The sequence below is a fragment of the Cupriavidus sp. 05T41 genome (assembly GCF_056396525.1).
The window spans coordinates 39,859-65,133 of sequence record NZ_JBFTLQ010000022.1 but is presented as its reverse complement, the minus strand read 5'-3'; the positions used below and the strand labels follow the sequence as shown (position 1 = coordinate 65,133).

Annotated in this window: 24 protein-coding genes; 10 read left to right on the top strand and 14 right to left on the bottom strand. The window is 67.9% G+C overall.

The window, feature by feature from the left end:
• Positions 1 to 61 precede the first annotated feature (61 nt).
• Together AC1DKV_RS15265 and AC1DKV_RS15260 are read left to right on the top strand one after the other, a co-directional pair.
• On the top strand, positions 62 to 1,690 hold the full coding sequence (locus AC1DKV_RS15265; protein ID WP_441613113.1) for an acyl CoA:acetate/3-ketoacid CoA transferase: 1,629 nt from the start codon (positions 62 to 64) through the stop codon (positions 1,688 to 1,690).
• Positions 1,691 to 1,896: 206 nt separating this feature from the next.
• Positions 1,897 to 2,895: a Bug family tripartite tricarboxylate transporter substrate binding protein gene (locus tag AC1DKV_RS15260; RefSeq protein WP_441613112.1), complete on the top strand. Its 999-nt coding sequence runs from the start codon at positions 1,897 to 1,899 to the stop codon at positions 2,893 to 2,895.
• Between the two features lie 114 nt (positions 2,896 to 3,009).
• Here the strand turns inward: AC1DKV_RS15260 and AC1DKV_RS15255 are convergent, their stop codons facing one another.
• The 4 genes from AC1DKV_RS15255 to AC1DKV_RS15240 form a co-directional block, all read right to left on the bottom strand.
• Positions 3,010 to 4,767 (bottom strand): flotillin family protein, encoded by a 1,758-nt coding sequence (locus AC1DKV_RS15255; RefSeq protein WP_441613111.1) that lies wholly within the window; start codon positions 4,765 to 4,767, stop codon positions 3,010 to 3,012.
• 69 nt (positions 4,768 to 4,836) lie between these two features.
• On the bottom strand, positions 4,837 to 5,496 hold the full coding sequence (locus tag AC1DKV_RS15250) for a YqiJ family protein (RefSeq protein ID WP_441613110.1): 660 nt from the start codon (positions 5,494 to 5,496) through the stop codon (positions 4,837 to 4,839).
• A gap of 63 nt (positions 5,497 to 5,559) precedes the next feature.
• Positions 5,560 to 6,282 (bottom strand): PspA/IM30 family protein, encoded by a 723-nt coding sequence (locus AC1DKV_RS15245; protein ID WP_441613109.1) that lies wholly within the window; start codon positions 6,280 to 6,282, stop codon positions 5,560 to 5,562.
• A 63-nt stretch (positions 6,283 to 6,345) separates the two neighbouring features.
• Positions 6,346 to 6,840 carry a hypothetical protein gene (locus tag AC1DKV_RS15240; protein ID WP_441613108.1) on the bottom strand — a complete coding sequence of 165 codons (495 nt, stop codon included), beginning with the start codon at positions 6,838 to 6,840 and terminating at the stop codon, positions 6,346 to 6,348.
• Between the two features lie 484 nt (positions 6,841 to 7,324).
• Between AC1DKV_RS15240 and AC1DKV_RS15235 the strand changes: the two genes are divergently transcribed.
• Positions 7,325 to 8,827, top strand: coding sequence for a DEAD/DEAH box helicase (locus tag AC1DKV_RS15235; protein ID WP_441613107.1), 1,503 nt, complete (start codon positions 7,325 to 7,327; stop codon positions 8,825 to 8,827).
• Between the two features lie 64 nt (positions 8,828 to 8,891).
• Here the strand turns inward: AC1DKV_RS15235 and gluQRS are convergent, their stop codons facing one another.
• Both gluQRS and AC1DKV_RS15225 read right to left on the bottom strand, forming a co-directional pair.
• Entirely contained in the window at positions 8,892 to 9,800 is a 909-nt protein-coding gene (gluQRS, locus tag AC1DKV_RS15230) for a tRNA glutamyl-Q(34) synthetase GluQRS (RefSeq protein ID WP_441613106.1), read from the bottom strand.
• A 39-nt stretch (positions 9,801 to 9,839) separates the two neighbouring features.
• Positions 9,840 to 10,763, bottom strand: a complete 924-nt coding sequence (locus AC1DKV_RS15225; protein ID WP_441613105.1) for a LysR family transcriptional regulator — start codon at positions 10,761 to 10,763, stop codon at positions 9,840 to 9,842.
• A gap of 140 nt (positions 10,764 to 10,903) precedes the next feature.
• Between AC1DKV_RS15225 and AC1DKV_RS15220 the strand changes: the two genes are divergently transcribed.
• Both AC1DKV_RS15220 and AC1DKV_RS15215 read left to right on the top strand, forming a co-directional pair.
• A complete protein-coding gene (locus tag AC1DKV_RS15220; RefSeq protein WP_441613104.1) occupies positions 10,904 to 11,602 on the top strand; it encodes a pirin family protein in 699 nt (232 codons plus the stop codon).
• Between the two features lie 167 nt (positions 11,603 to 11,769).
• Complete coding sequence (locus tag AC1DKV_RS15215; protein ID WP_441613103.1) at positions 11,770 to 12,762, top strand: CobD/CbiB family protein; 993 nt, start codon at positions 11,770 to 11,772, stop codon at positions 12,760 to 12,762.
• Between the two features lie 16 nt (positions 12,763 to 12,778).
• On the opposite strand, the gene AC1DKV_RS15210 is transcribed toward AC1DKV_RS15215, so the two are convergent.
• Genes AC1DKV_RS15210 through AC1DKV_RS15200 form a run of 3 tightly spaced genes read right to left on the bottom strand, consistent with a single transcriptional unit; the run spans position 12,779 to position 15,359 of the window.
• Positions 12,779 to 13,087, bottom strand: a complete 309-nt coding sequence (locus AC1DKV_RS15210) for a putative signal transducing protein (protein ID WP_441613102.1) — start codon at positions 13,085 to 13,087, stop codon at positions 12,779 to 12,781.
• A 35-nt stretch (positions 13,088 to 13,122) separates the two neighbouring features.
• On the bottom strand, positions 13,123 to 14,115 hold the full coding sequence (gene rsgA, locus AC1DKV_RS15205; RefSeq protein WP_441613100.1) for a ribosome small subunit-dependent GTPase A: 993 nt from the start codon (positions 14,113 to 14,115) through the stop codon (positions 13,123 to 13,125).
• The gene (locus tag AC1DKV_RS15200; RefSeq protein WP_441613099.1) at positions 14,112 to 15,359 is read right to left on the bottom strand and encodes a M48 family metallopeptidase; all 1,248 of its coding nucleotides are present in this window, start codon (positions 15,357 to 15,359) and stop codon (positions 14,112 to 14,114) included. The genes rsgA and AC1DKV_RS15200 overlap by 4 nt, the downstream gene beginning before the upstream one ends.
• Before the next feature lie 159 nt (positions 15,360 to 15,518).
• Between AC1DKV_RS15200 and orn the strand changes: the two genes are divergently transcribed.
• Positions 15,519 to 16,163: an oligoribonuclease gene (gene orn, locus AC1DKV_RS15195; protein ID WP_441613098.1), complete on the top strand. Its 645-nt coding sequence runs from the start codon at positions 15,519 to 15,521 to the stop codon at positions 16,161 to 16,163.
• Positions 16,164 to 16,231: 68 nt separating this feature from the next.
• Entirely contained in the window at positions 16,232 to 17,113 is an 882-nt protein-coding gene (locus AC1DKV_RS15190) for an AEC family transporter (RefSeq protein WP_441613097.1), read from the top strand.
• Between the two features lie 11 nt (positions 17,114 to 17,124).
• Here the strand turns inward: AC1DKV_RS15190 and mog are convergent, their stop codons facing one another.
• Both mog and yjgA read right to left on the bottom strand, forming a co-directional pair.
• Positions 17,125 to 17,778 (bottom strand): molybdopterin adenylyltransferase, encoded by a 654-nt coding sequence (gene mog, locus AC1DKV_RS15185; RefSeq protein WP_441613096.1) that lies wholly within the window; start codon positions 17,776 to 17,778, stop codon positions 17,125 to 17,127.
• Positions 17,779 to 17,797: 19 nt separating this feature from the next.
• Complete coding sequence (gene yjgA / locus AC1DKV_RS15180; protein WP_441613095.1) at positions 17,798 to 18,418, bottom strand: ribosome biogenesis factor YjgA; 621 nt, start codon at positions 18,416 to 18,418, stop codon at positions 17,798 to 17,800.
• 57 nt (positions 18,419 to 18,475) lie between these two features.
• On the opposite strand from yjgA, the gene pmbA reads away from it, so the two are divergent.
• Positions 18,476 to 19,843, top strand: a complete 1,368-nt coding sequence (gene pmbA, locus AC1DKV_RS15175) for a metalloprotease PmbA (protein ID WP_441613094.1) — start codon at positions 18,476 to 18,478, stop codon at positions 19,841 to 19,843.
• Positions 19,844 to 19,916: 73 nt separating this feature from the next.
• Here the strand turns inward: pmbA and AC1DKV_RS15170 are convergent, their stop codons facing one another.
• The 3 genes from AC1DKV_RS15170 to AC1DKV_RS15160 form a co-directional block, all read right to left on the bottom strand.
• Entirely contained in the window at positions 19,917 to 20,417 is a 501-nt protein-coding gene (locus AC1DKV_RS15170) for a dihydrofolate reductase (RefSeq protein ID WP_441613093.1), read from the bottom strand.
• Entirely contained in the window at positions 20,414 to 21,208 is a 795-nt protein-coding gene (locus AC1DKV_RS15165; protein WP_441643179.1) for a thymidylate synthase, read from the bottom strand. Before AC1DKV_RS15165 ends, AC1DKV_RS15170 begins: the two co-directional genes overlap by 4 nt.
• 223 nt (positions 21,209 to 21,431) lie before the next feature.
• The gene (locus AC1DKV_RS15160) at positions 21,432 to 22,130 is read right to left on the bottom strand and encodes a TerC family protein (protein WP_441613091.1); all 699 of its coding nucleotides are present in this window, start codon (positions 22,128 to 22,130) and stop codon (positions 21,432 to 21,434) included.
• 539 nt (positions 22,131 to 22,669) lie between these two features.
• On the opposite strand from AC1DKV_RS15160, the gene egtD reads away from it, so the two are divergent.
• Both egtD and AC1DKV_RS15150 read left to right on the top strand, forming a co-directional pair.
• Positions 22,670 to 23,758, top strand: a complete 1,089-nt coding sequence (egtD, locus tag AC1DKV_RS15155; RefSeq protein ID WP_441613090.1) for an L-histidine N(alpha)-methyltransferase — start codon at positions 22,670 to 22,672, stop codon at positions 23,756 to 23,758.
• A 161-nt stretch (positions 23,759 to 23,919) separates the two neighbouring features.
• The gene (locus tag AC1DKV_RS15150) at positions 23,920 to 25,179 is read left to right on the top strand and encodes an SUMF1/EgtB/PvdO family nonheme iron enzyme (protein ID WP_441613089.1); all 1,260 of its coding nucleotides are present in this window, start codon (positions 23,920 to 23,922) and stop codon (positions 25,177 to 25,179) included.
• Positions 25,180 to 25,275: the final 96 nt, after the last annotated feature.

Sequence of the window (25,275 nt, the reverse complement as noted above, 5' to 3'; positions counted from 1 at the left end):
ACATTTGTTCGCGGAATGCGGTCCGGCACAGAACGGACTGGAAGAACAGACGGAGACAGCCATGAAGGTCATCAGCGCGCAGCAGGCTGCTGCGCTCGTGCAATCGCAGTGGACCGTGGCCAGCGCCGGTTTCGTGGGCGCGGGCCATGCGGAGGCTGTGACCAGCGCGCTCGAGCAGCGTTTCCTGGAGTGCGGGCTGCCGCGCGACCTGACGCTGGTGTACTCGGCCGGGCAGGGCGACCGCGGCGCGCGCGGCGTCAACCACTTCGGCAATGCCGGCATGACGGGCCGCATCGTCGGCGGGCACTGGCGTTCCGCCACGCGGCTGGCCGCGCTCGCCATGGCCGAGCAGTGCGAGGGCTACAACCTGCCGCAGGGCGTGCTGACGCACCTGTACCGCGCCATCGCGGGCGGCAAGCCCGGCGTGATGAGCAAGATCGGCCTGCATACCTTCGTCGATCCGCGCACGGCGCAGGACAGTCGCTACCATGGCGGCGCCATCAACCGCGGCGGGCAGCAGGCCATCGCGGAGAACCGCGCGAACTGGGTCGAAGCGATCGAATTCCGCGGCGACGAATATCTCTTCTACCCGAGCTTTCGCATCGACTGCGCCCTGATCCGCTGCACGGCCGCGGACAGCCGCGGCAACCTGAGCACGCATCGCGAGGCCTTTCACCACGAACTGCTGTCGCTGGCGCAGGCCGCCCACAACTCCGGCGGCATCGTGATCGCGCAGGTGGAGTCGCTGGTGGACCATCACGACAACCTGCAGGCCATCCACGTGCCCGGCATCCTGGTGGACTACGTCGTCGTCAGCCAGGACCCCGCGCATCACCAGATGACCTTCGCGGAGGCGTTCAACCCCGCCTACGTGACGCCGTGGCGGGGCGAGGAAGCCGAAGCGGCCGGCGAGCATGCCGCGCAAGCCGATGTCGCGCTCGACGCGCGCACCATCGTGCAGCGGCGCGCTGCGCTGGAGCTGGCGCGTCGCCAGCCGCGCGTGGTCAATCTCGGCGTGGGCATGCCGGCGGCTGTCGGCATGCTGGCATCCGGGGCCGGCCTCGATGGCTTCACGCTCACCGTGGAAGCCGGTCCGATCGGCGGCACGCCGGCGGACGGGCTGAGCTTCGGCGCATCGGCGTATCCGGAGGCCGTGATCGACCAGCCCGCGCAATTCGATTTCTACGAGGGCGGCGGCATCGATCTGGCCATCCTCGGCCTGGCCGAGCTGGACGGGCACGGCAACGTCAACGTGAGCAAGTTCGGCGAAGGTGCCGAAGCGCTGATCGCCGGCGTCGGCGGCTTCATCAATATCACGCAGAGCGCCAAGGCCGTGGTCTTCGTCGGCACGCTCACGGCGGGCGGGCTCGAGGTGAGCGTCGAGAATGGGGCGCTGCGCATCGTGCGCGAAGGGCGCGTCAAGAAGATCGTGCCCCACGTCTCCCACCTGAGCTTCAACGGGCCCTATGTGGCGTCGATGGGCGTGCCCGTGCTCTACATCACCGAGCGCGCGGTGTTCGAGATGCGGCCCGACGCGATCGGCGCGGAGTGCCTGACGCTGATCGAGATTGCGCCCGGCATCGATCTGCAGCGCGACGTGCTCGACCAGTGCGCCACCGAGATCGCGGTGGCCAGCGACCTGCGCGTGATGGATGCACGGCTGTTCCGCGCCGGTCCGCTGGCGCTCTGATTCCCTGAGGCTCCCGGCGGCCACACCCCGGGGAAACGGGCAGGCATGCGCCCGCCGGCCATCAAGAATGGCGACCGGCCATGACCGGCCGCGGAGGAGACCATCGAAGCCTTGTCCTGTCGTTCCCCTTGGTTTGCCGGGTGGCCGACGCGTGCGCGGGCTGTGGAGCCGGCCGCGTCATTGCCGGATCACGTTTCATACTCATCATGCAGAAGACAAGCCGCCGTACTTTCACGCGCCGCGCGGGCGCGATCATCCTGGCAGCCGCCTTGCCGCTGTGCGCATCGCAGGCATTCGCCCAGGCCTACCCGTCCAAGCCGATCCGGCTGGTGGTGCCATTCCCGCCGGGCGGGCCCACCGACACCGCCGCGCGCATCATCGGCCAGAAGATCGGCGAATCGCTCAAGCAGACGGTGCTGGTGGACAACCGCCCGGGCGCATCCGGCACGATCGGCGCGGAAGGGGTAGCCAAGAGCGCGCCCGACGGCTACACGCTGATGGTGCTGGCCACGCCGACACTGCTGGCGCCGCACCTGATCGCGCGCAAGGGCTACGACATCTTCAAGGACTTCACGCCGATCGGCGCTGCCTATGACCTGCCTATCGTCATGGTGGTCAACCCGCAAGCCTTGCCCGACGTGACGGACCTGCAGCAATACATCGCGCGCGCCAAGGCCAGGCCCGGTGCGATGAACTACACCAGCGCGGGCAACGGCAGCTTTGGCCACCTCTCGACCGAGCTGCTCAAGAGCCTCGGGCATTTCGACGTGCAGCACGTGCCGTACAAGGGCAGCGCGCCGGCGATCTCCGACCTGCTGGCCGGCCAGGTGCCGATGATGTTCTCCGACATGATCGCGGCGCTGCCGCATATCAAGGCCGGCAAGCTGCGCCCGATCGCAGTCGGCTCGGCCAAGCGCGTGAGTTTCACGCCCGATGTGAAGACGGTGGCGGAGCAGGGCTTCCCCGGCTTCGAAGCCACCGCCTGGGGTGGCCTGCTGGCGCCCGCCGGCACGCCCAAGGACGTGGTCGCGAAGCTGTCGGCCGAACTCAAGGCGGCGCTGGCCGATCCGGTGGTGCAGGAGAAGATGCTGGGCGCGGGCACGGTCGCGGCCTACATGCCGCCCGAGCAACTGGCCACGCGCATGCGCAACGACTACAAGAAGTGGGGCAAGGTGATCCAGGACAACGGCATCAAGGGCGACTGAGGGCCGATGCCTGGACTGGCCGGCGGGAAGGTTGCCGGCCGGGAGTGAAGGAGGCCGCCGGCTGTCTTGTCCGGCGGCCTCTCTCGCCTGTGGGCGCTTGCCAGGCGGTCGCGCTCAGGAATCGGCGCGCGGCGTGCCGTTGGCATGCGCGGCGGCATGCGGGAGCGGGAAGACCTGGGCGTTCCCGCCATCCGGCGAGCCGGCGGCGAGGCCGGGCACCAGGCCCTGCAGCGTGCCGCCGGACAAGCCGACTTCCTTCAGCAGCGAATCGATCAGCGGCGCGTGGGCGCGGTAGGAGAGGGCCGCGGACATCGCCTGCTCCGCAAGGTTGCTGCCGCCGTTGCCGGCATTGCCCCCGCCGTTGCCGGCATCTCCCGGCACTGCGACGCCGCCCCGATTGAGGCCGTCGACCTGGATGATCTTGATGCCGTCGATGGCCTTCATCGGCTCCACGCTCTGCTCGATCACGGCAGGCAGTGCCTGCAGCAGCGCGAGCTTGAACTTGAGGCTGGTCTGGTCCGAAGACAGCGCGTTGATGGCGTCGTTGAGCGCATGCTGCGCCTCGGCTTCGGCCAGCCCCTTCTTGCGCGCGGCCTCGGCGAGTTCGACGATGGCGGTGGCCTGCATCTGCGCGGCTTCGCGCTCGGCGCGCGCCTGCGTGGTCACGTGCACGGCCTGGGTCTCGGCTTCCTGTGCCGCTTCGATCAGCGCGACCTGCTTGGCCCGGTCGGCTTCGGCGGTGCGGCGCGTGGTCTCCACCATCTGCTCGGCCTTGACCGCCTCGGCCAGCGCCTCGTTGGCGCGCGACTGCGCCTGCGATTGCGCTTCGGACTTGGCGGCGATCACGATGGCCTTTTCCTGCGCGGCGATTTCCGTGACCTTGGCCTGCTCGATGGCGGCCATCTGGGTGACGCGCTGCTGCTCGATCTCCTTGACCCGCACGTCGCGCTCGGCTTCCACCTTGCGCGTGCGCACGGCTTGCTCGCGCTGGATCTCGGATTCCTGGACCTGGCGCTCGGCCGTGATGCGGCTTTGCTCGGCTTCCTGTCGCCGCTCGGCCTCATACGATGCGATGCGCGCATTCTGCTCGGCGGTGCGGGTCTTGACCTGCTGCTCCTGCTCGAGCTTCATGAACGATTCCTGCTGCTCGATCGCCAGCTTCTTGGCCAGCGCGTCGCGGTTCTTCTCGCGCACGGCGACTTCGGTGTCCTGCTCCACCTCGTTGCGCTCCTTGCGGCGGCGCTCGGTTTCCTGCGTCAGCTTGGTCAGGCCCTCGGCATCGAAGGCGTTGTTGGGATCGAAGAATTCCTTCGAGGTCTGGTTGAAGTTGGTGAGCGACACGCTCTCCAGTTCCAGGCCGTTCTTGGTGAGGTCTTCGGCCACCGTATTCTGCACGCCCTGCACGAACTGCTCGCGTGCATCCTGCAGGTCCTGCATGCTCATCTGGGCGGCGGTGGAGCGCAGCGCGTCGACGAACTTGTCGTCCACGAGCGCGCGCAGGCTCTCCGGCGCGAGCGTGCGCTGGCCCAAGGTCTGCGCGGCGGTGGAGACGCCTTCCACGGTGGGCTTGACGCGCACGAAGAAGGCCACCACCACGTCGACCCGCATGCGGTCCTTGGTGATCAGGCTGTCGCGCGAGGCGCGGCTGACCTCGAGCTTGAGCGTGTTCATGTTGATCGGGATGATTTCATGGAACACCGGCAGCACGATGGCGCCGCCGCTCATGATGACCTTCTGCCCGCCGAGGCCGGTGCGCACGAAGGCGCGTTCCGCGGAAGCGCGCGTGTACAGGCGCGAGAAGATCAGGCCGACGATGCACAGGCCGATCACCCCGGCCAGCCCGATGACACCCCAGAAGATGATGGAATCCATTTTGGTTTTGACACTCCCTTAGTTCATGGAAAGACCGTGGGACAGCGAGAAGGCGAGGGCTGCGCGGCGCTAGAGCAGGTCCGGCCGCGGGTTGGCGATGACACGGTACAAGGTGGCCGAGACGCGCGCCACCACCAGCACGCTCTCGCCGCGTGGCAGGCGCTGCGCGGGCTCGTCCGGCTCCACGCGGATGTAGTGGGGTTGTCCGTATTCGTCGACCAGGCGCGCCTCGGCGGGCGTGCCGGCGGAGGCCTCGCCGGCCGTGATCTGCGCGATGCGGCCGACGAAATCCAGTTCGGACACCGCGGAGGATTCGTCCTGCGGGAAATAGCGCGCCACCACGCTGCCGGCTTTCCTGACGAAGGGCAGCGCGCCGAGCGTGGCCAGCGCCACCGCCACCGGTACCGGCAGCATGTGGCCGGCCAGGGCCGCCAGCATCCACTGCAGGATCAGGCCGGCGATGGCGAACCCCGTCAGGAACAGCACGACCAGCATCAGCAGCGGCACCCGCCCCACATGCAGCCAGCCGAGGAACTGGCCGATGACCCCTGCATCCGAGCCGGTGGCATCGGCGTGGTCGAGCGCGAAATGGGTGACGAGGAAATTATCGGCGTGCTCGGACAGGCCCAGGCCCAGCAATACGGCCAGGGCCTCCAGCAAGCCAATCACCACCATCAGGCCAATCGCTACTACGAACGGGGCATTGCCCGGCAATAACAGCTGATTCATTTTGGCTTCTTGTTGTGATGAATCGGTCAGGGGCGGCGGGCGCGGCGGCGGCTGCCGCGCGGCTCAGGCGGGGTTGCCGCCGCGCCCCGCCTGCCCGGCCGTCGCCGCCTTGAGGCGCTCCAGTCTTTCGCTGATGCGCTGTTCCTTGTGCAAGGTCTCGAGCCGCTTGAGCAGCGAGGGGTCTGCGTCCGAGCCGCCGGTGCCCAGCCCGGCGATGCCGGTGGCGCTGGTCATGGTGCGGTTGAAGCCTTGTTCGAGCTGCCCGGCGCGGACGGCCGCGTTGCCGGCGGCGCTGCTGCCGGCGTTGGCGGCCGCGCCGCCAGCCGTGACGCCGGCCGCGACGCGTGCGGCCACCATCGCGGCCAGGGCCTGCTCCATCTCGGCGCGCTTGGCGCGCAGGCCGAGCAGGTCGGATTCCGTCGCTGCCGATTTTTCCACGGCTTCCTGCAGGCCGGCGTTGAGCGTGCCGAGCTGGTCTTCGAGGTCGATCTGGCGCGAGGTGCCTGCGCGTGCGGCCGCTTCGTCGCCGCGGTCGAGCGCGACGCTGACCTGCTCGTCGAGCTTCTCGATCTCGTTGTTGACGCGCGCGATGGCCTTGGCGGCCTGGTGCTTGGCCGCTTCGTGCTGGCCGAGGCCGATGCGGGCCTGGGCGATGACTTCGTCGAACTCGCGCAGGTATTGCTCGAGCACGGCTTGCGGCGTGCGGCTTTCCAGCGAGCTGACCAGCGCGTGGACATTGGCGGTCAGCAGTCGCTTCACTCGGTTACCCAGGCCTTCTGTCGTCATGGTGTGGTTCCTCGGTGCATCGATTGGGCGCCTCGCCGCGGCGAGCGTCGAGGCGGACTGGTTCTAGCCGGCCGGGCGCGCGCTCCTGATCAATGTTGCCAGTTCTAACACTTCCGGGATATAGGCGTCCAGTACGGCCGGATCGTAGGCCGGCGTGCGCTGGGTCACGGCCAGGCGCAGCATGCCGAGCAGCATGCGCATGGCGCGCGCGGTCAGGCGGGCTTCCAGTTCGCGCGCCTGCGCGGGCGCCTGGTCGCCGGCCGGCACGCCGGCGATCAGGCTGGCCATCAGTTCGGGCAGTTGCATGGCCAGCGTCGGGACGATTTCCGAATGCAGTTGGTGATCCAGTTCCAGGGCTTGCGCAGCGTCGAGCAGCGGGCGCACCTGGTCGCGCAGCAGCGACAGGCAGCCGATGTAGTCCGACGATCCCTCGGCACGCCGGCGCGCATCGGCCAGCAGCGCGCGGATCTTGTCGCTGGGGCTGCTGGTGCCGGGCAACCGGAGGTTTCCCAGCCAGGCGAGGTCTTCTTCGGGAATGCGGACGGAGACGGTTTGCATTGGGGGCGGCCTGGAAGTGATGCGCTGAACCCAGCATAGGACACGCGTAAGCATTTGTATACGTTTGAAATTTAAAAATGGCAAACAATGGCGGACGAGGCGAGGAAACGGGGCGAAGAAACGGAGCGAAGGGCGGGGAGCCGGCCTGGCGCGGCGCGCGTGGGGCGTTTGCGGTACTGCCGTGTGCACCCGCACGGCCAGGCCCGCCTGACATCAGCCTGAAATCAGTCGCGCTTAAACTGCCTTGGGCGCCACACCCGTACTACCCATCGGAGCGGCTCTGATGCTACAATCTAAGTCTTTGATTTACATGAGCTATTGATCTCGCGGCGGAATTCCCCGCGAAAGGCACTGGCAGTGCACGGCAAGCGGCGGCAGTCACGCTGCCCGGCCGCGCCCCGAAATCCACGCGCAGATCTTCCCCGCTCGGTTCAAGACGCGTGTCCGCTGGCGCCGGGTTCGCCTCCTGCAAGACACGGAAACCATGACGACTACGACCACCGAGACCGCCGCGACCACCGGCCAGACCACCCCCGAGATCACCTTCGACAGCTTTGGACTCGACGCGCGCATCCTGCGCGCGCTGACCGAGCAAGGCTATACCAAGCCCACGCCGATCCAGGCGCAGGCGATCCCCGTGGTGCTGCTGGGCAAGGACGTCATGGGCGCGGCCCAGACCGGTACCGGCAAGACCGCCGGTTTTGCGCTGCCCATCATCCAGCGTCTGCTGCCGATGGCCAGCGCCAGCGCATCGCCCGCCCGCCATCCGGTGCGCGCACTGATGCTGACGCCCACGCGCGAACTCGCCGACCAGGTCTACGACAACGTGGCCCGCTACGCCCAGCACACCGACCTGCGCAGCACGGTGGTGTTCGGCGGCGTCGACATGAACCCGCAGACCGAAGCCCTGCGCCGCGGCGTCGAGATCCTGGTGGCCACCCCGGGCCGGCTGCTTGACCACGTGCAGCAGAAATCGGTGAACCTGTCGCAGGTGCAGATGCTGGTGCTGGACGAGGCCGACCGCATGCTCGACATGGGCTTCCTGCCCGACCTGCAGCGCATCATCAACCTGCTGCCGGCACAGCGCCAGACGCTGCTGTTCTCCGCCACGTTCTCCACCGAGATCAAGCGTCTCGCCTCGAGCTACCTGCGCCAGCCGGTCACCATCGAAGTCGCGCGCAGCAACTCGGCCAACGAGAACGTGCGCCAGGCCGTGTTCCAGGTCGAGGACGGCCACAAGCAGGCCGCCGTCGTGCACCTGCTGAAGAAGCGCGCCGGCGAAGGGCTGTCGCGCCAGTGCATCGTCTTCGTCAACAGCAAGATCGGCTGCTCGCGCCTGGCCCGCCATCTCGAGCGCGAAGGCATCAACGCGGCCGCCATCCATGGCGACAAGACCCAGACCGAGCGCATGCAGACGCTCGACGGCTTCAAGCAGGGCGCGATCGACGCGCTGGTCGCCACCGACGTGGCGGCGCGCGGCCTGGACATTCCCGACATGCCCTGCGTGATCAACTTCGACCTGCCGTTCAGCGCCGAGGACTACGTGCACCGCATCGGCCGTACCGGCCGCGCCGGCGCCACCGGCGATGCGCTGTCGATCTACGTGCCGAGCGACGAGCGCCTGCTGGTGGATATCGAGAAGCTGCTCAAGCGCAGCATCCCGCGCAGCGCGCTGGAAGGGTTCGACCCCACCGGCGCCAATGCGCGCGCCGAAGAAAGCGAGCGCCGCCGCGCCCGCACCGATGTGCGCCGCAGCCGCCCCGGCACGGAAGAAGAGCCGCGTCCGCGCAGGCACGATCCCGTCAGCTCGCGCAATGCCTTCCGTCCTTCCGACGATCCTTTCTTCTCGCGTCCCTACGAGCCCAGCGGCGGTGCCGCGTCCGTGCAGCCGGAAGCCGCCGACCACGCCGCCGCGTTCGGTCGCGGCCGGCCCGCGCCCAAGCGCCCGCTGGCGGCGCTGCTGGGTGGCGTGCCCAGGAAGTCCTGACCTGTCGACGGCGCGCCTGGCGCGCCGCATCCGGCGATGCCCGCGCGCGCGGGCGCCGGGAAAGCTAGCGTTGTCCCCTGCGCTGCCGTTCGAGCAGCGCTTCCCACCCGGCGGTAGCCTCCGCCAGCCAGCCCTGCATCGAATCCGCTCCGCTCGCCAGGCCGAGGTGGGCGCCCGCCGCGCGCAATGCCGCCAGCGGCTCCAGTGCATCGACCGATTCCGCGCCGCTCTGCTTGCTGAGTTTCTCCCCGATCTCGTTGGTGACCACCGGCACGTGCAGGTATGACGGCGTAGGCAGGCCGAGCAGGTGCTGCAGGTGAATCTGCCGCGGCGTGGAATCGAGCAGGTCGGCGCCGCGCACGATATGCGTGATGCCTTGCTGCCCGTCATCCACCACCACCGCGAGCTGGTAGGCCCACAGGCCGTCGGCACGGCGCAGCACGAAATCGCCGACCTCGGTCGCGAGGTTCTGGCATTGCCGGCCTTGCCAGCGGTCGTCGAAGCAGATCAGCGCCGCGTCGCCATCCGGCACCCGCACGCGCCAGGCGCGCGGCAGCTTGCCGTGCAGGCCGTCGCGGCAGGTACCCGGATAGCCGAGCGTCTGGTGGCGCTCGCGCGCATGCAGCAGCGAGTCGGCGATTTCCTTGCGCGAGCAGCCGCAGGGGTAGGTCTGGTGGCCGGCATCGAGCCGGCGCAGTGCATCGGCATATGACGCCTCGTGGCGGCTTTGCCACTGCGGCGGCGCGTCCGGATGCAGGCCGAGGCGTTCCAGCGTATGCAGGATCTGCTGGTCTGCGCCGCGCACGCAGCGCGGATAGTCGATGTCTTCGACGCGCACCAGCCAGCGGCCGCGGTGCGCGCGCGCATCGAGCCAGCTGGCCAGCGCGGTGACCAGCGAGCCCATGTGCAGCGGGCCGGTGGGCGAGGGGGCAAAGCGGCCGCAATAACCGGGGGCCGGGGCGTGGGACGTCATCTGGACTTCATCGGAACATCATCGATACCGCAGCCGGTGTCAGTCGGGCTGCCCCGGCTGCTGTTGCAGCAATGCCTGCACCAGGCGCGGGTCTTCGAGCTTGCTGGCCCACCATTGCAGCGCCTTGCCGCGCGTGCTGGTGCGCCAGGCCACCTTGAAATTGCCGGGCGCGCGCACCTCGAGCGTCTCGCGCGCCTGCAACACGCCGCTCTCGATGAAAGGCTGCGCCATCGGCGCCGGCAGCCAGCCGCAGCCCAGGCCGCGGATCTGCGCCTCGAGCTTGTCGCGCATGGTGGGCACCACCAGCACGTCCTGCCCGGCCAGCACGCCGTGGGTGCGGGCAGGCAGGTTGCGCGAGGTGTCGCCGACGGCCACGATGCGGTGCTTGGCAATCTGGATGGTGGTGAGCGGGCCGGGCTCGGTGGCCAGCGGGTGATGCGCGGCCACCGCGAAGACGAAGGGCATGGTGCCCATCGGCCTTACCTGGAAGCCCTGCGTGCTCGGCGCGTCGTAGGCGCCGCCGATCACCAGGTCGGCGCGGTTGCTGACCAGCGCGTCCCAGGCGCCACCCAGCACTTCCTTGGCGAAGCGCAGCCGGGTGGCGGTGTTCTCGGCATAGAAATCCTGGATCACCGGCAGCAGCGCGCGGAAATTGATGAGGTCGTCCACCACGATGGTCAGCGTGGCTTCCCAGCCGGTGGCCAGCCGCTTGACGCGGCGCGCCAGGTCGTCGGCGGCGTGCAGCAGGTGGCGGCCTTCGTCGAGCAGGGCGCGTCCGGCGGGCGTGAGCTCGGCGCGGTGGCGGCGGCGGTCGAACAGCAGCACGTCGAGGTCTTCTTCCAGCTTGCGCACCACATAGGTCAGCGCCGACGGCACTTTGCCCATCTCGTGGGCGGCTGCGGCAAAGCTGCCTTTGCGCTCGATGGCATCGAGGACTTCCAGGGATTCGAGAGAGAGGGCCATGTTCAGAAATTCTGAATGATTGCTACGAAGATCGTCCCGCTTAATATACTCCTGCGCCCATAAACTGCCTAGTATCGAAACGTAGCGCAAGGCCAGGACTCAGTCTCTGTGCCGATGTGGCCTGAAGGAGGGCCGTCAAAATGATTGAAATCAGAAAGGCGGGTGAACGCGGATACGCTGATCATGGCTGGCTCAAGTCTTACCACAGCTTTTCCTTCGCGGACTACTACGATGCCGGCCACGTCCAGTACGGGCCGCTGCGTGTGATCAACGAAGACCGCGTCGCGCCAGGCATGGGTTTCGGCACGCACGGTCACCGCGACATGGAGATCATCAGCTATGTGCTGGAGGGCGAACTGGCCCACAAGGACAGCATGGGCAACGGCAGCGTGATCCGTCCGGGCGATGTGCAGCGCATGAGCGCCGGCACCGGCGTGCGCCATTCGGAGTACAACCACGCGGCGCACGACACCACGCACTTCCTGCAGATCTGGATCCTGCCGGAGGCGGCGAATCTCGAGCCCGGCTACGAGGAGCGGCGTTTCGAAGCCGCCGACAAGCGCGGACGCCTGCGCCTGGTGGGCAGCCGCGACGGCGCCGAAGGCTCGGTGGTGATCCACCAGGACCTGCGCCTGTACGCCGGGTTGTTCGACGGTGACGAGTCCGCCACGCTCGCGCTCGCCCCGCAACGGCGCGCCTACGTGCATGTGGCGCGCGGCCGCGTCAATATCAACGGCAAGGCGCTCGAAGCCGGCGACGCCGCGAAGATCGAAGGCGTGGACGCCGTGGCCCTGTCCGGTGGAGACAACGCGGAAGTGCTGGTCTTCGACCTGCCCTGAGGCGCCCGCGGCGGTCCTGGCAAGCCCCGCAGCCCGCCGGCGCACCGGCGGTCTGCGGGGCTTTGTCTTGGCGGGTTTGGCGTGTGCTATCTTCTCGCTATAGATAAGCGCACGGGCCGGCACTTGCCGCTTCCGGCGCGCTCCGGCCATCGACCCCCAGACCAGAGATGACTTTTGTATCCGTTCTCCTCGCGCTGATCGCCGAGCAGTTCCGCGCCCTGGGCCGCAACAATCCGATCTACGACATCGTGCGCGTGCTCGCCGAGCGGGCCGAACACGCGTTCGACACAGGCCGTCCGCGCGATGCCGCGCTGGCCTGGTTCACGGTGGTGTTGCCGCTGACGCTCACGGCCATGGTGGTGCACTACCTGCTGGCTTCGATCAGCGTGGCGCTCACGCTCGCCTGGAATGTCCTGCTGCTCTACCTGACGCTCGGATTCCGGCAGTTCAGCCACTTCTTCACCGACATCCACGAAGCCCTCAACCGCGACGACCTGCCGCGCGCCCGCGCGCTGCTGCACCAGTGGACCGGGCTCGATACCGTGGAAATGCCGGTCACCGAGATCGTGCGCCACACGCTCGAGGCCGCCATCGTGGCGGTCCACCGCCATGTGTTCGGCGTGTTCTTCTGGTTCCTGGTGCCGATCGGCCCGGGCGGGGTAGTGCTGTACCGGATCACCGAATACCTGGCGCGCCACTGGAACCTGCCTTCCACTGAGCGCAGTCCCGCGCTCGGTCGCTTTGCCGCGCGTGCCTTCTATCTGCTGGACTGGATTCCCTCGCGGCTGACCGCGGTGGGCTTTGCCATCGTCGGTAACTTCGAAGACGCGGTCTACGCGTGGCGCAACCATGCGCGCAAGTGGAACGACGCGGTCAACGGCATCTTGCTGGCCAGCGGCGGCGGCGCGCTCGGCGTACGCCTCGGCGTGCCGCTGGCGGAGGCCGACTCCGCCGTGGTGCTGCGCACCATCGTGGCCGGCCCGGCGGTGGACTATGCGCCGGGCATGGAGGGCGACAGCGAGCCCGAGCCGGTCGCGCCCGAGTTCGGCGCGGAACCCGGCGTGCGCACGCTGCAATCGGCCATCGGCCTGGTGTGGCGAGCCGTGGTGCTGTGGATGCTGCTGCTGGCGATGCTGTCGCTGGCGCTGTGGGTGGGCTGAAGCGCCAGGCGCCAGGCTAGCCCTGGCGCGGCGCCCCGCATTGCCAGCACGAGCCGAACTGCGCCTCGTGCCATTCCCCGCAGGACAAGCACTGCCAGCCTGGCCCGGAGGGCGGGTTGGCGGCCGCGCGCAAGACCGCCCATGCCTGGGCTTCCATCTCGTCGTCGATCAGCCAGACCTGGGGCGCGCTTTCGCGGAACGGAATGTCGCCCATCGCGCCGACCAGCCAGGTATTGCGCAGGTCAGCGCGGATGCCGGCGGCTTCCAGCAGGTTCTGGCAATGCGCCGCATGCACGAGCGAAGGGGTGGAGAGCAGTAGTTTCATGAGGATCGGGCGCGCCGGGTGGGCGCCCGATCACCTTACCACGGCTTTTGCTGGCGGGATTCGTGCAGCAGCTGCGTGTAGAGCTGATGGCGGCGTTCCGAGATCTCGCCTGCCTCGATGGCCGCCAGCACGCCGCAGCCGGGCTCGTTGATGTGGTGGCAGTTGTAGAAACGGCACTCGGTCAGGCGCGCCCGGAACTCGGGGAAGGCGCGCTCGAGCATGCCCTCGCTGAGATGATGCAGGCCGAATTCCTGGAAGCCGGGCGAGTCGATCAGGCAGCCGCGCTGGCGCTCGCCATGGTCGGCATCGCTATCCACGCTTGCCGGCAGGTGGTAGAGCCGCGTGAACGTGGTGGTGTGCTTGCCCGAATCCAGCTTGGCCGAGATCTCCCGCGTCTGCGCTTCGACGCCCGGGATCAGCAGGTTCAGCATCGAGGACTTGCCCATGCCGGACTGGCCGATCAGGATGCTGGCGCGCTGCGCCAGGCGCGGGCGCAACTGCGCCAGCGCGTCTTCCGGCGCACCGTGCACGGACATGTAGAGGATCTCGTAGCCCAGCGCCTGGTAGGGCGCGAGCCGGCTGCGGGCTTCGTCGAGGCGCGCGGTCAGGTCGACCTTGTTGAGCACGATCAGCGGCCGGATTTCCAGCGCTTCGGCCGATACCAGCGCGCGCCCGAGCAGGTCTTCCGAGAAACCCGGCTCGGTCGCCAGCACGATCACCACCTGGTCGATATTGGCGGCCAGCAGCTTGGACTTGAACTGGTCCGAGCGGTGCAGCAGGTTCTTGCGCGGCTTGACGCTGGTGATGACGCACTGGTCCGCGGAGGCGTACTCGATATTGACGCGGTCGCCCACGGCGCACTCGCTGCGCTTGCCGCGCGGAAAGGCGTGCAGGCGGCTGCCGTCGCCCAGTTCGATCACATAGTGGCGGCCGTGCGCGGCGACGACCAGCGCTTCTTCCGTGGCTGCACCATTGCCCTTGGCAGCGCTTGCGGCGCGCTGCTGGCCCCCTCTGGCGGCGCGGCTCATGCGTGCGCCAGCAGGCGGTCGATCCGCTGTGCCGCGGGCGGATGCGAGTAGTAGAAGGCGCTGTAGAGCGGATCGGGGGTCAGGGTCGAGGCGTTGTCCTTGTACAGCTTGACCAGCGCCGAGATCAGGTGGCCGGCGTCGGTCTGTCCCGCGGCAAAGGCATCCGCTTCGAATTCGTGGCGGCGCGAGGTCTGGCTGGCCAGCGGCCCGAGCAGGAACGTAAACACCGGCAACGTCAGGAAGAACAGCACCAGCGCCAGCGCATGGTTGCTGGTGCCGAGGTTGGGCAGCACGCCCAGGCCCGTGTAGAACCAGGTGCGGCTGGCCAGCCAGCCCAGCGCGGCCAGGAAGGCCAGGCTCAGCGCGAAGCTGACCACCATGCCCTTGAGGATATGACGGCGCTTGAAATGGCCGAGCTCGTGCGCCAGCACCGCTTCGATCTCGTCGTCCGCCAGGCGCTCCATCAGCGTATCGAAGAAGACGATGCGCTTGGCGGCGCCGAAGCCGGTGAAGTAGGCGTTGCCGTGCGCGCTGCGCTTGCTGCCGTCCATCACGAACAGGCCGCGGCTGCGGAAGCCGCACTTTTGCAGCAGGCGCGTGATGCGCGCCTCCAGCGAGGCATTGGCCAGCGGCTCGAAGCGGTTGAACAGCGGCATGATCACCGACGGCGCGATCATCTGCACGAACACGGTGAATGCGATCCAGGTGAGCCAGGTCCAGGCCCACCAGTATTGGCCCATATGCTCCATCAGCCAGAGCACGGCCAGCAGCAGGGGCAGGCCGAGCGCGCAGCCGACCGCGGTCATCTTGACCAGGTCGACGAGGTAAAGCTGCCAGCTCATGCGGTTGAAGCCGAAGCGCTGTTCGATGACAAACTGCCCATAGACCGAGAAGGGCAGGTCGACCAGGCCGCCGACCACGGCCACGCTGGCGATCAGCGCGACGCTGTAGGCATAGCCCGGGCCGAAGGTGTCCAGCCAGAACTGGTTGATCCACTGCAGCCCGCCCAGCATGGTCAGGACGATCAGCAGCGCGGCGCCGGCCAGCACTTCCAGCATCGACAAGCGGGTGCGCGCGATGGTGTAGTCGGCTGCCTTCTGGTGCGAAGCCAGCGTGATGGTGTCGGCAAAGCGGCCGGGCACCGCGTGACGGTGTTGCGCCACATGGCGCACCTGGCGGGCTGCCAGCCAGAGCTTGGTCAGCACCATCAGCATCAGGGCGGCGAGGAACAGAAACGTGAACATCGGGCGGGGCCTTGTCGTGTGAACCGTTGCCGTGCAGGGCCGAAGGCCGGCCGCGGCGGCGGATATGCGAGAATTATAAGTTGTTCGCGCCTGGCGCCCCGTGTTCATCGTCCGGGCCCGGGTGCGCCCCTTCTTGCTTCTCCTTCGATTGCAGTCCAGATGACCAGCCAAAACACGCACGCCGGCGCCGGCGCCAAATCCGTCAAGAGCGAAAACAACCTGATCTGGCTCGACATGGAGATGACCGGCCTGATGCCGGACCAGGACCGCATCATCGAGATCGCGATCGTGGTGACCGATTCGGAACTCAATATCCTGGCCGAAGGCCCGGTGCTGGTGATCCACCAGGAAGACGCCGTGCTCGACGGCATGGACAACTGGAACAAGGGCACCCATGGCCGCTCCGGCCTGATCGACAAGGTCAAGGCATCGACCCTGAGCGAAGCCCAGGCCGAGACCGAGCTGCTGGCCTTCGTCAAGCGCTGGGTGCCGGCTGGCAAGTCGCCCATGTGCGGCAACTCGATCTGCCAGGACCGCCGCTTCATGGCGCGCTACATGCCCAAGCTGGAGGCGTTCTTCCACTACCGCAACCTCGATGTGTCTACCCTGAAGGAGCTGTGCAAGCGCTGGGAGCCGGCCATCCACAAGGGCTTCGTCAAGCGCCAGCTGCACACGGCCCTGGCCGACATCCTGGAATCGGTGGAAGAGCTGCGCTACTACCGCACGCATTTCATCCGCCATCCGGCGCCCGCCGCGGCTGTGGCCGCCGATGCGCCCGTGGCGCCGTCCGCCCCGGCGGCCTGATACGAGCATTCCACGCCACTCACGAGGCGCCTCGCGGGGCGCCTTGTTAATTACCGCAGCCACCTTTCATGTTCGCGCGCATCGTCTCGATCATCACCCCGGTCATCCTGATCATCCTGGTGGGCTGGCTGTACGGGCGGCGCGCGCATCCCGACATGGCGGGCATCAACCGCGCCACGCTGGACGTGATCGCGCCGTTGCTGGTGGTCTCGGCCTTCGTCAGCAAGGATTTCGTGCTGGCCGACCAGTTCGAGCTGCTTGGCTGCGCGGTGGCCGTGGTGCTGGGTTCCGGTGTGCTCGCATGGCTCGGTGCGCGCCTGCTGCGGGCTGACCCGCGCACCTTCGTGCCGCCGATGATGTTCAACAACTGCGGCAACATGGGCCTGCCGCTGTCGGTATTCGCCTTCGGGCAGGTCGGGCTGGCGCCGGCGGTGGCGCTGTTCGCCGCCTCCAACCTGATGCACTTCACCATCGGCATGAAGATCGTCAACCGCCATGCGCGGGTGGCGCAGATCGCGCGCAACCCGATGGTGCTGGCGACCGTGGCGGGGGTGGGGTTGTCGCTGGCGCGGCCGTGGTTCGCGTTGCCCGAGCCGGTGCTGCAATCGGTCAAGCTGCTGGGCGACGCTACCGTGCCCCTGATGCTGTTCGCGCTCGGGGTGCGCATGAAGGACGTGAACCTGCGCAACTGGACCATGGGCGCGATCGGCGCCGCGGTATGCCCGCTGACAGGCATTGCGTGTGCCTTGCTGCTGGCGCAGGTGGTGCCGCTCACCCAGCTCCAGCGCGGGCTGCTGTTCGTGTTCGCGTCGCTGCCGCCCGCGGTGCTCAACTTCCTGGTGGCCGACCACTTCCGCCAGGAGCCCGACCAGGTGGCTTCGATCGTGCTGCTGGGCAATGTCGGCGCGGTGGTGTTCGTGCCGCTGGGGCTCTACCTCGGGCTGCGCTGAAGCCTGGCCGCTCAGGCCGCGGGCCTGGCGCGGATGGCCTGCTTGGGCCGCCATATCCTGGCCACCGCCTCGTCGGATTCGATGTACGGTCCGCCGATCAGGTCCACGCAATAGGGCACGGCGGCAAAGATGCCCTGCACGATGGTCTTGCCATCGTCAGAGCGCAGGCCTTCGAGCGTTTCGCGGATGGCGCGCGGTTGCCCCGGCAGGTTGATGATCAGCGCGGCGCGGCTGGCGGTCTCGCGGATCACCGCCACCTGGCGCGACAGGATCGCGGTCGGCACGAAATGCAGGCTGATCTGGCGCATCTGTTCGCCAAAGCCGGGCATTTCCTTGGTGCCGACAGCCAGCGTGGCTTCCGGCGTGACATCGCGGCGCGCCGGACCGGTGCCGCCGGTGGTCAGCACCAGGTCGCAGCCGGCCACGTCGACCAGTTCGATCAGCGTGCGCGAGATCAGCGCCTGCTCGTCGGGCACCAGCCGTTCGACGGCCTGCCAGGGCGAGGTCAGGGCGCGGCCGAACCAGTCCCGCAGCGCCGGGATGCCTTCGTCCTGGTAGGTGCCGGCCGAGGCGCGGTCGGAGATCGAGACGAAGCCGACCACCAGTTCGTCCGGATGCTTGCGGGCCACGGGATGGGTCGTCGCGGGGGTGGTGGTCTGCGTCATCTTGGCTCCGGGTTTGCGGTCATTCGTCGCTGGCTTCGCCGTCCGGCAGTGGCTCGGCTTCGCCGGCGGCTGCCTGGGTGCCGTCCAGCGCACTCTTGACCGCCTGGAACAACTCGCGGAAATAGCGCGGCGGCTTGCTCAGTTCGCGTTCCTTGCGGGCATTGCGGATGATGTTGCGCAGCGCCTGCACATCGGTATCGGGGTGTTCGGCCAGGAACTTCGTCAGCGCGGCGTCATCGGCCAGCAGCAGTTCGCGCCAGCGCTCGACCAGGTGCAGCTTGGCCGTCTCGGACTTGCTGGCGCCCTTGAAGGCTTCCAGCACGCGCTGGATGGCATCGACCTCGGCGTCGTCCAGCCTGCGCATGACCTTGCCCACGAACTGCATCTGGCGGCGCTTGCCTTCGTGGTTGGTGATGCGGCGCGCATCGCGGATGGCGTCGGCCAGCGCTTCGGGCATGGGTACGCGCGCCAGGCGATCCTTGGGCAGCGCTTCGAGTTCCACGCCCAGGTCTTGCAGGGCGAGCATATCGCGTTTTTTCTGTGACTTGCTCTTGGGCAGGTCGTCTTCGTCCGGTTCGGGGGCGAACTGGCCGGGGAAGCCGGAGGCGTTCCGGGGGGAGGTGCGGGAGTTTCGCGTCATGGGTGGCATTTTATCTTGCTATGATTCTTGTTTGGACTTTTGATGACCGCGCCCACAATGGATCAATCCGCAGACCAGACCGCCCATTTCACCTATACCCAGGCTCAGCTCAGCGAGATGGCCGCCGATGTGCTGCGGGTGGCACGCGAACTGGGCGCCACCGACGCGGCCACCGAGATCTCCGAAGGCAGCGGCTTGTCGGTCTCGGTACGCAAGGGCGAGGTGGAGACTATCGAGCAGAACCGCGACAAGGTGGTGGGCGTCACGGTGATGATCGGCAAGCGGCGCGGCAATGCCAGCACCTCGGATTTCTCGCCGGCGGCGCTGCGCGCCACGGCCGAGGCCGCCTACAACATCGCCCGCTTCACGGCCGAGGACGATTGCGCCGGCCTGGCGGAGGAAGAACTGCTCGAACACAACCCGCGTGATCTCGACCTGTTCCATCCGTGGAACATCGACGCCGCGCAGGCCATCGAGCTGGCGTGCCGCGCCGAGGCCGCCGCCTTCGCCGTCTCGCCGCGCATCCGCAACAGCGATGGCGCCAGCGTGTCGGCCCAGCATTCGCAGTTCGTGCTGGCCACCTCGCGCGGCTTCACGGGCGGCTACCCGTACTCGCGCCACTTCATCTCCTGCGCGCCGATCGCCGGCACCGGCAGCGGCATGCAGCGCGACGACTGGTACTCGTCCAAGCGGGCTCCCGGCGCGCTGGCCGCGCCCGAGGATATCGGCCGCTATGCCGCCGAGCGCTCGCTGGCACGCCTGGGTTCGCGCAAGCTTTCCACGCGCCGTTGCCCGGTACTGTTCGAGGCGCCGCTGGCGGCAGGCCTGCTGGGCGCCTTCGTGCAGGCGGTGTCGGGCGGCGCGCTGTACCGCAAGTCGACGTTCCTCTACGACACGCTGGGCAAGGCCGTGTTCGCCCCGCACATCCATATCCACGAGCAGCCGCACCTGCCGGGCGCCATGGGCAGCGCGCCGTTCGACGAGGAAGGCGTGAGGACCCATGCGCGCGACGTGGTCCGCGGCGGCGTGGTGGAGGGCTACTTCCTTTCCACCTATTCGGCGCGCAAGCTGGGCATGAAGACCACCGGCAATGCCGGCGGCTCGCATAACCTGACGCTGTCCAGCAAGCTGACCACGCCCGACGACGATTTCGCCGGCATGCTGCGCAAGCTCGGCACCGGCCTGCTGGTCACGGAGCTGATGGGGCAGGGCGTGAACTACGTCACCGGCGACTATTCGCGCGGTGCCTCGGGCTATTGGGTGGAGAACGGCGAGATCCGCTATCCGGTGGAAGAGATCACCATTGCCGGCAGCATGGCCGGGATGTTCCGCCAGATCGTCGCCATCGGCGCCGATACGCTGGTGCGCGGCACGAAGGAAACCGGCTCGATCCTGATCGAGCAGATGACCATCGCCGGCAACTGAGGCGGGCGCTGCAAACGACCGCGCAGCGGCCTGTTGCCAGGGCCGCCGCGCGGTTCTTGCTTCCAGGCCCGGTTTATTCCTCGCCGGAGGGCGGGCGCTCGTAGGTCACGAAGGCGTAGTCGAAGCCATTGGCCTCGGAGTGATGCGATTCGCGTGCGGTGGCCAGCCACTGGCGCGGGTCGATCGGCGGGAAAACCGCGTCGCCTTCGATATCCGCATCGATCTCCGTCACCACCAGGCGGTCGGCGCTGGGCAGGGCCTCGGCGTACAACTGCGCGCCGCCGATCAGGAAGATCTGCGCCGTGCCCGCGCACAGCCGCTGCGCTTCTTCGAGCGAGTTCGCCACCTCGCATCCTTCGATGCGCAGGTCGGGGTTGCGGCTCACCACGATATTGCGGCGGCCCGGCAGCGGCCTGCCGATGGATTCCCAGGTCTTGCGGCCCATCAGGATGGGGGCGCCCATGGTGGTGCGCTTGAAGTGCGCGAGATCCTCGGGCAGGCGCCACGGCAGCGCGTTGTCGCGGCCGATCACATTGTTGCGGGCCTTGGCCACGATCAGGGTCAGCAATGTCATACGGCCACCGGTGCCTTGATGGCCGGGTGAGGTTCGTAGCCGTCAAGCTCGAAATCCTCGTAGCGGTAGTCGAAGATGCTCTGCGGCTGGCGCTTGATGACAAGCCGCGGCAACGGGCGCGGCTCGCGCGACAGCTGCGTCGCCACCTGCTCGGCGTGATTGCTGTAGATGTGGCAGTCGCCGCCGGTCCAGATGAAATCGCCCACGTCCAGGCCGGTCTGCTGCGCAATCATGTGCGTGAGCAGTGCGTAGGAGGCGATGTTGAACGGGACGCCCAGGAAGATATCGGCCGAGCGCTGGTACAGCTGGCAGGACAGGCGCCCGTCCGCCACGTAGAACTGGAAGAAGGCGTGGCAGGGCGGCAGCTTCATCTGCGGGATCTCGCCCACGTTCCAGGCCGACACGATCAGGCGGCGCGAATCCGGATTGCTGCGGATCTGCGCCATCAGCTCGCTGATCTGGTCGATGTGCCGGCCGTCGGGCGTCGGCCAGGCGCGCCACTGCGAGCCGTAGACCGGGCCCAGTTCGCCGTTCTCGTCAGCCCATTCGTCCCAGATGCTGACCCCGTTCTCCTTCAGGTACTTGATGTTGGTCGAGCCCTGCAGGAACCACAGCAGTTCGTGGATGATCGACTTCAGGTGCAGCTTCTTGGTGGTCACCACCGGGAAGCCCTGGCGCAGGTCGAAGCGCATCTGATAGCCGAACACGGAGCGCGTGCCGGTGCCGGTGCGGTCGGCTTTTTCGGTGCCATGCTCTTGCACATGGCGCATGAAGTCGAGGTACTGTTTCATCGGCGCGGGTGTTGGGGAAAGTGACGCGACAGCGGTGTGGGCATGAAGTGCAAGCTGCCGAACGATGGGCGGCTTGCCGAAGGATGTGCGATTTTATCGCAAACGCGGCCGGGGGACTTCCTGTCGCCGCCGGTGCGGCGCCAAGCAAAAACGGGCCGCCTCGCGGCGGCCCGTCTGCCGGGCGCAGCGCCCCGGCGGGCGCTGCCTGCTTCCTGTGCCGGCCTTACTGGCTGGCCGCCGCCGGAGTGCGGCGCTTCTGCTTCAGGTAGCCGGCGCCGAGCACGCCGCCCACGATCAGCACGAACAGGCCGTAGTAGAGCATGGCGTTGCTGTCGAAGAACGCCTTCACCAGCGGCTCGCTGACGATCATCTTCACCGCGGTGAAGGCCAGCACGCCGGCGCCAATGTAGATGATCGAGGGGAAGCGGCCCATCAGCTTGAGGACCAGGCTCGAGCCCCACACAACGATCGGGATGCTGATCAGCAGGCCCAGCACCACCAGCAGGAAGCTGCCGTGCGCAGCGCCGGCCACCGCCAGGACATTGTCCACGCCCATCACCGCGTCGGCGATGATGATGGTCTTCATGGCGCCCACCAGCGTGGTCGCGCCAGCGCCGTGTTCGTCGCCGTTGCCGTCGTCGGAGAGCAGCTTGTAGGCGATCCACACCAGGGCCAGGCCACCGATCAGCAGCAGGCCGGGGATCTTGAGCAGCCAGACCACGCCAATGGTCATTGCCGAGCGCACCACCACCGCGCCGACCGTACCCCAGATAATGGCTTTCTTCTGCAACTGGGGCGGCAGGTTGCGTGCGGCCAGCGCGATCACGATGGCGTTGTCGCCCGCGAGCACCAGGTCAATGACGACGATGGAAAGCAGCGCCGTCAGGAACTGCATCGTGAACAGATCGGTGAACCATTCCATGAAATCTCCTCGAAAAACGAATAGCCGGAAGCCAAAAGCTGCACTTGCGCACAGTGTTTGCCTGGAGACATGAAGTTCGGGAGCTTGGGGGCGCCTTTGCAAACCATGAAACCAGGTTGCAAAGGTCTTGCTCGACCGCCGTTTGTACATTGCTGTCTTGTTGGCGGTCAGCACAACCGGAGGCCCTGAGGACTCGGAATGACGATTGTGCTAAGGGCTGGGCCCCGGAGCTACTCCCCTTTGAGGGACGTTCCATCCGGGCAAGCCCGCGATGAATACGCTGAGGCGGATTATAAACGAAGCCGCGCTTTCCGTGCGATGAAAAATGTGGTTTATGGCGTACATATTCAGGGGCGTAGCCAGCGCTTCAGGCGTTTTTCCGCCGCGGGCCCGTTTTTGCGATCTATCCTAGAAGACCGGCATCGGCCGATGCGCTCCAGACGTCACCGGAGGCGCGCGCCATGCCGGCCCCGCGCATGCCGTGACGTGCGGGCCCCTGGGGGTTTTATGCATCGCCCATCGACCATCAAGGAAACGTCATGCCGGCCGTCCCGACCCCGCTGCAGCCACGACACGAACATCCCCAAGCCAAGCGCACTTCCGGCGCATCCTTGAAACCCAACGGCAGCCAGGCCGGTGCTGTCGCCGCCAACGGGATCGCGCTGCCCAATCCGGTGCCGCGGCTGGACTTCATCCAGCAGTATCACGAAGACAACGGCGCGTTGCGCGGAGAAATCACGCGAGGCCTGCTGGCCGAGGCCGCCAGCATCAGCCCCAAGTTCTTCTACGACGTGCTCGGCTCGCGCCTGTTCGAGGCCATCACCGACCTGCCCGAGTATTACCCGACGCGTACCGAGGCCGCCGTCTTCTCCACCTTTGCACCCGCCATGGCCGCGCGCGCCGGCAGCAGCTGCGTGCTGATCGACCTCGGTGCGGGCAACTGCCAGAAGGCCGCGCGGCTGTTCGGCAGCCTGCAGCCTGCGCAATACGTGGCGCTCGACATCTCGGTGGAATTCCTGCGCGCCACCCTGTTCTGCCTGCAGCAGCAGCATCCGCAGATTCCCATGCTCGGCCTTGGCGCCGACCTGTGCGCGCCGCTCGACCTGCCGCCCGAGGTCAGGCACGGGCGCCGGCTGTTCTTCTACCCGGGCTCGAGCATCGGCAATTTCGCGCCAGACCAGGCGCAGGCCTTGCTGCAGCGACTGCGTGCGGCCGCGGGCCGCGGCGACGGCGTGCTGATCGGCGTGGACCTGCTCAAGGAAGAGCAGGCGCTGGTCGCGGCCTACGACGATCCGCTGGGGGTGACCGCCGCCTTCAACCGCAACGTGCTGCGCAACCTGAACCGCATCGTCGGCAGTGACTTCGCCCTCGAGGACTGGCGCCACGCCGCCAGCTTCGACCGCCAGGGCTCGCGCATCCAGATGCACCTGCGTGCCGAGCGCGATGTCACCGTGCGCTGGGCGGAAGGCAGCCGGGCGTTCAGCGCGGGCGAGACGATCCATACCGAAGACTCGTATAAATACCGCCCGCGCGACTTTGCCGCCTTGCTCGGGGCAGCCGGATTCGACGATCCCGTATGGTGGACCGACCCGCGTGGGTGGTTCGCGGTGTTCCACGCGCGGGCGTGAGCGTTCCACGCCCGGCGCCGCGGGCCGCCGGAGCCCCGGCGGCAGGGGTGTCATAATGCCTGCGTTCCCGCGACGGGGGCGGCGCGCCAAGCATGCGCGCCGTACTTCCGGCGCGCGGCCATGCAACCGTGGGCGATCCCATTCACCGGCAGGTTTTTTCGATGAGCGGCTTTTCCATGCTTCCCGATCTTCACTTCAACGGCGGCAAGACGGTCTGGACCGACCCTCGGCGCTTGCCACGAGAAGGCCTGGCGCAGGCGCTGGTGGAGACCCGCAACCGGACCCTGGCATGGCTCGCCGCCTTTGGCCAGACCCGCCGGGGCTGGGATGTGCAGCGCCAGGATTTCGCCGAGCCGCCATTGTGGATGCTGGGGCATATCGCCTGGCATGCCGAGTGGTGGTGCCTGCGCGAGGTACGCGTGCGTGAGCACGACGGCGTGCCGCTCCAGGTGGCCGGGGCGCCGTCGCTGCTGGCCGGCGCCGATGCATGGTTCGATCCCGAGCGCATCGATCCCGACGCGCGCTGGGAGGTCGCCTTGCCCGATGTGGCAGTGGTCAAGCGCTATGCCGCCGACGTGCTCGACGCCACCTTGCGCCGCCTGGCGACGCTGCCCGACGATAGCGACGCCACGCTCTACGCCTGGCGCCGCGCCCTGTTCCACGAAGACCGCCAGGGCGAGGCCATTGCGGCGTTGCTGCAGGCGCTCGGCGTGGCGCCGGTGGAGCCCGCGGTGGCGTTGCCTTCGCTGTCGGTGCCGCATGGCGGCACGCTGCAGTTTCCCGGCGGTCGCTTCGTACAGGGCTGGGCCGATCAGGACGGCTTCGCGCTGCCCGATGAACTGCCGCCGCAGCCCACCTATGTTCCCGCCTTCGAGATGGATGCCGCGCCGGTCAGCAACGCGCAGTTCCTCGAGTTCGTCGAGGACGGCGGCTACGAGCGCGCCCACTGGTGGACGCCGGCGGGCCGCCGGTGGCTGATGATGCAGGAGCGCTCGGCGCCACGCTATTGGGCGCGCCACCCGGACTCCAGGGCCTGGATGGCGCAGCGCTTCGGCAGCCTGCGCACGCTGAATCCGGACGAAGCCGTGCGCCATGTGAGCCTGTTCGAGGCGCAGGCCTGGTGCGTCTGGGCCGGCCGGCGCCTGCCGATGGAGTCAGAGTGGGAACTGGCCGCCGTGCAGAATCGCGGGGGCCTGCGCTGGGGCATGGTGCGCGAGTGGACGGCAACGCCGTACGAGCCCTACGCGGGGTTTGAAGCAGGCCCGGGCGATGCGGATTTCGCCGACTGTTTCGCCACCCACCAGGCGGTGCGGGGTGCGTCGTTTGCCAGCCCGGCACGGCAGCATCACCCGCGCGCGCGGCTGGCGCTGTTGCCCGAGGACGATTTCGCCTTCGTCGGCTTTCGCAGTTGTCCGCTCTAGGGGGCGCCCGGCGCGCACTGCCATGCAGGCGGCAAAAGAAAAAGGCACCCGAGGGTGCCTTCTTCTTTTGCCGGAAGGGGCTGTGCGCCGTGGCGG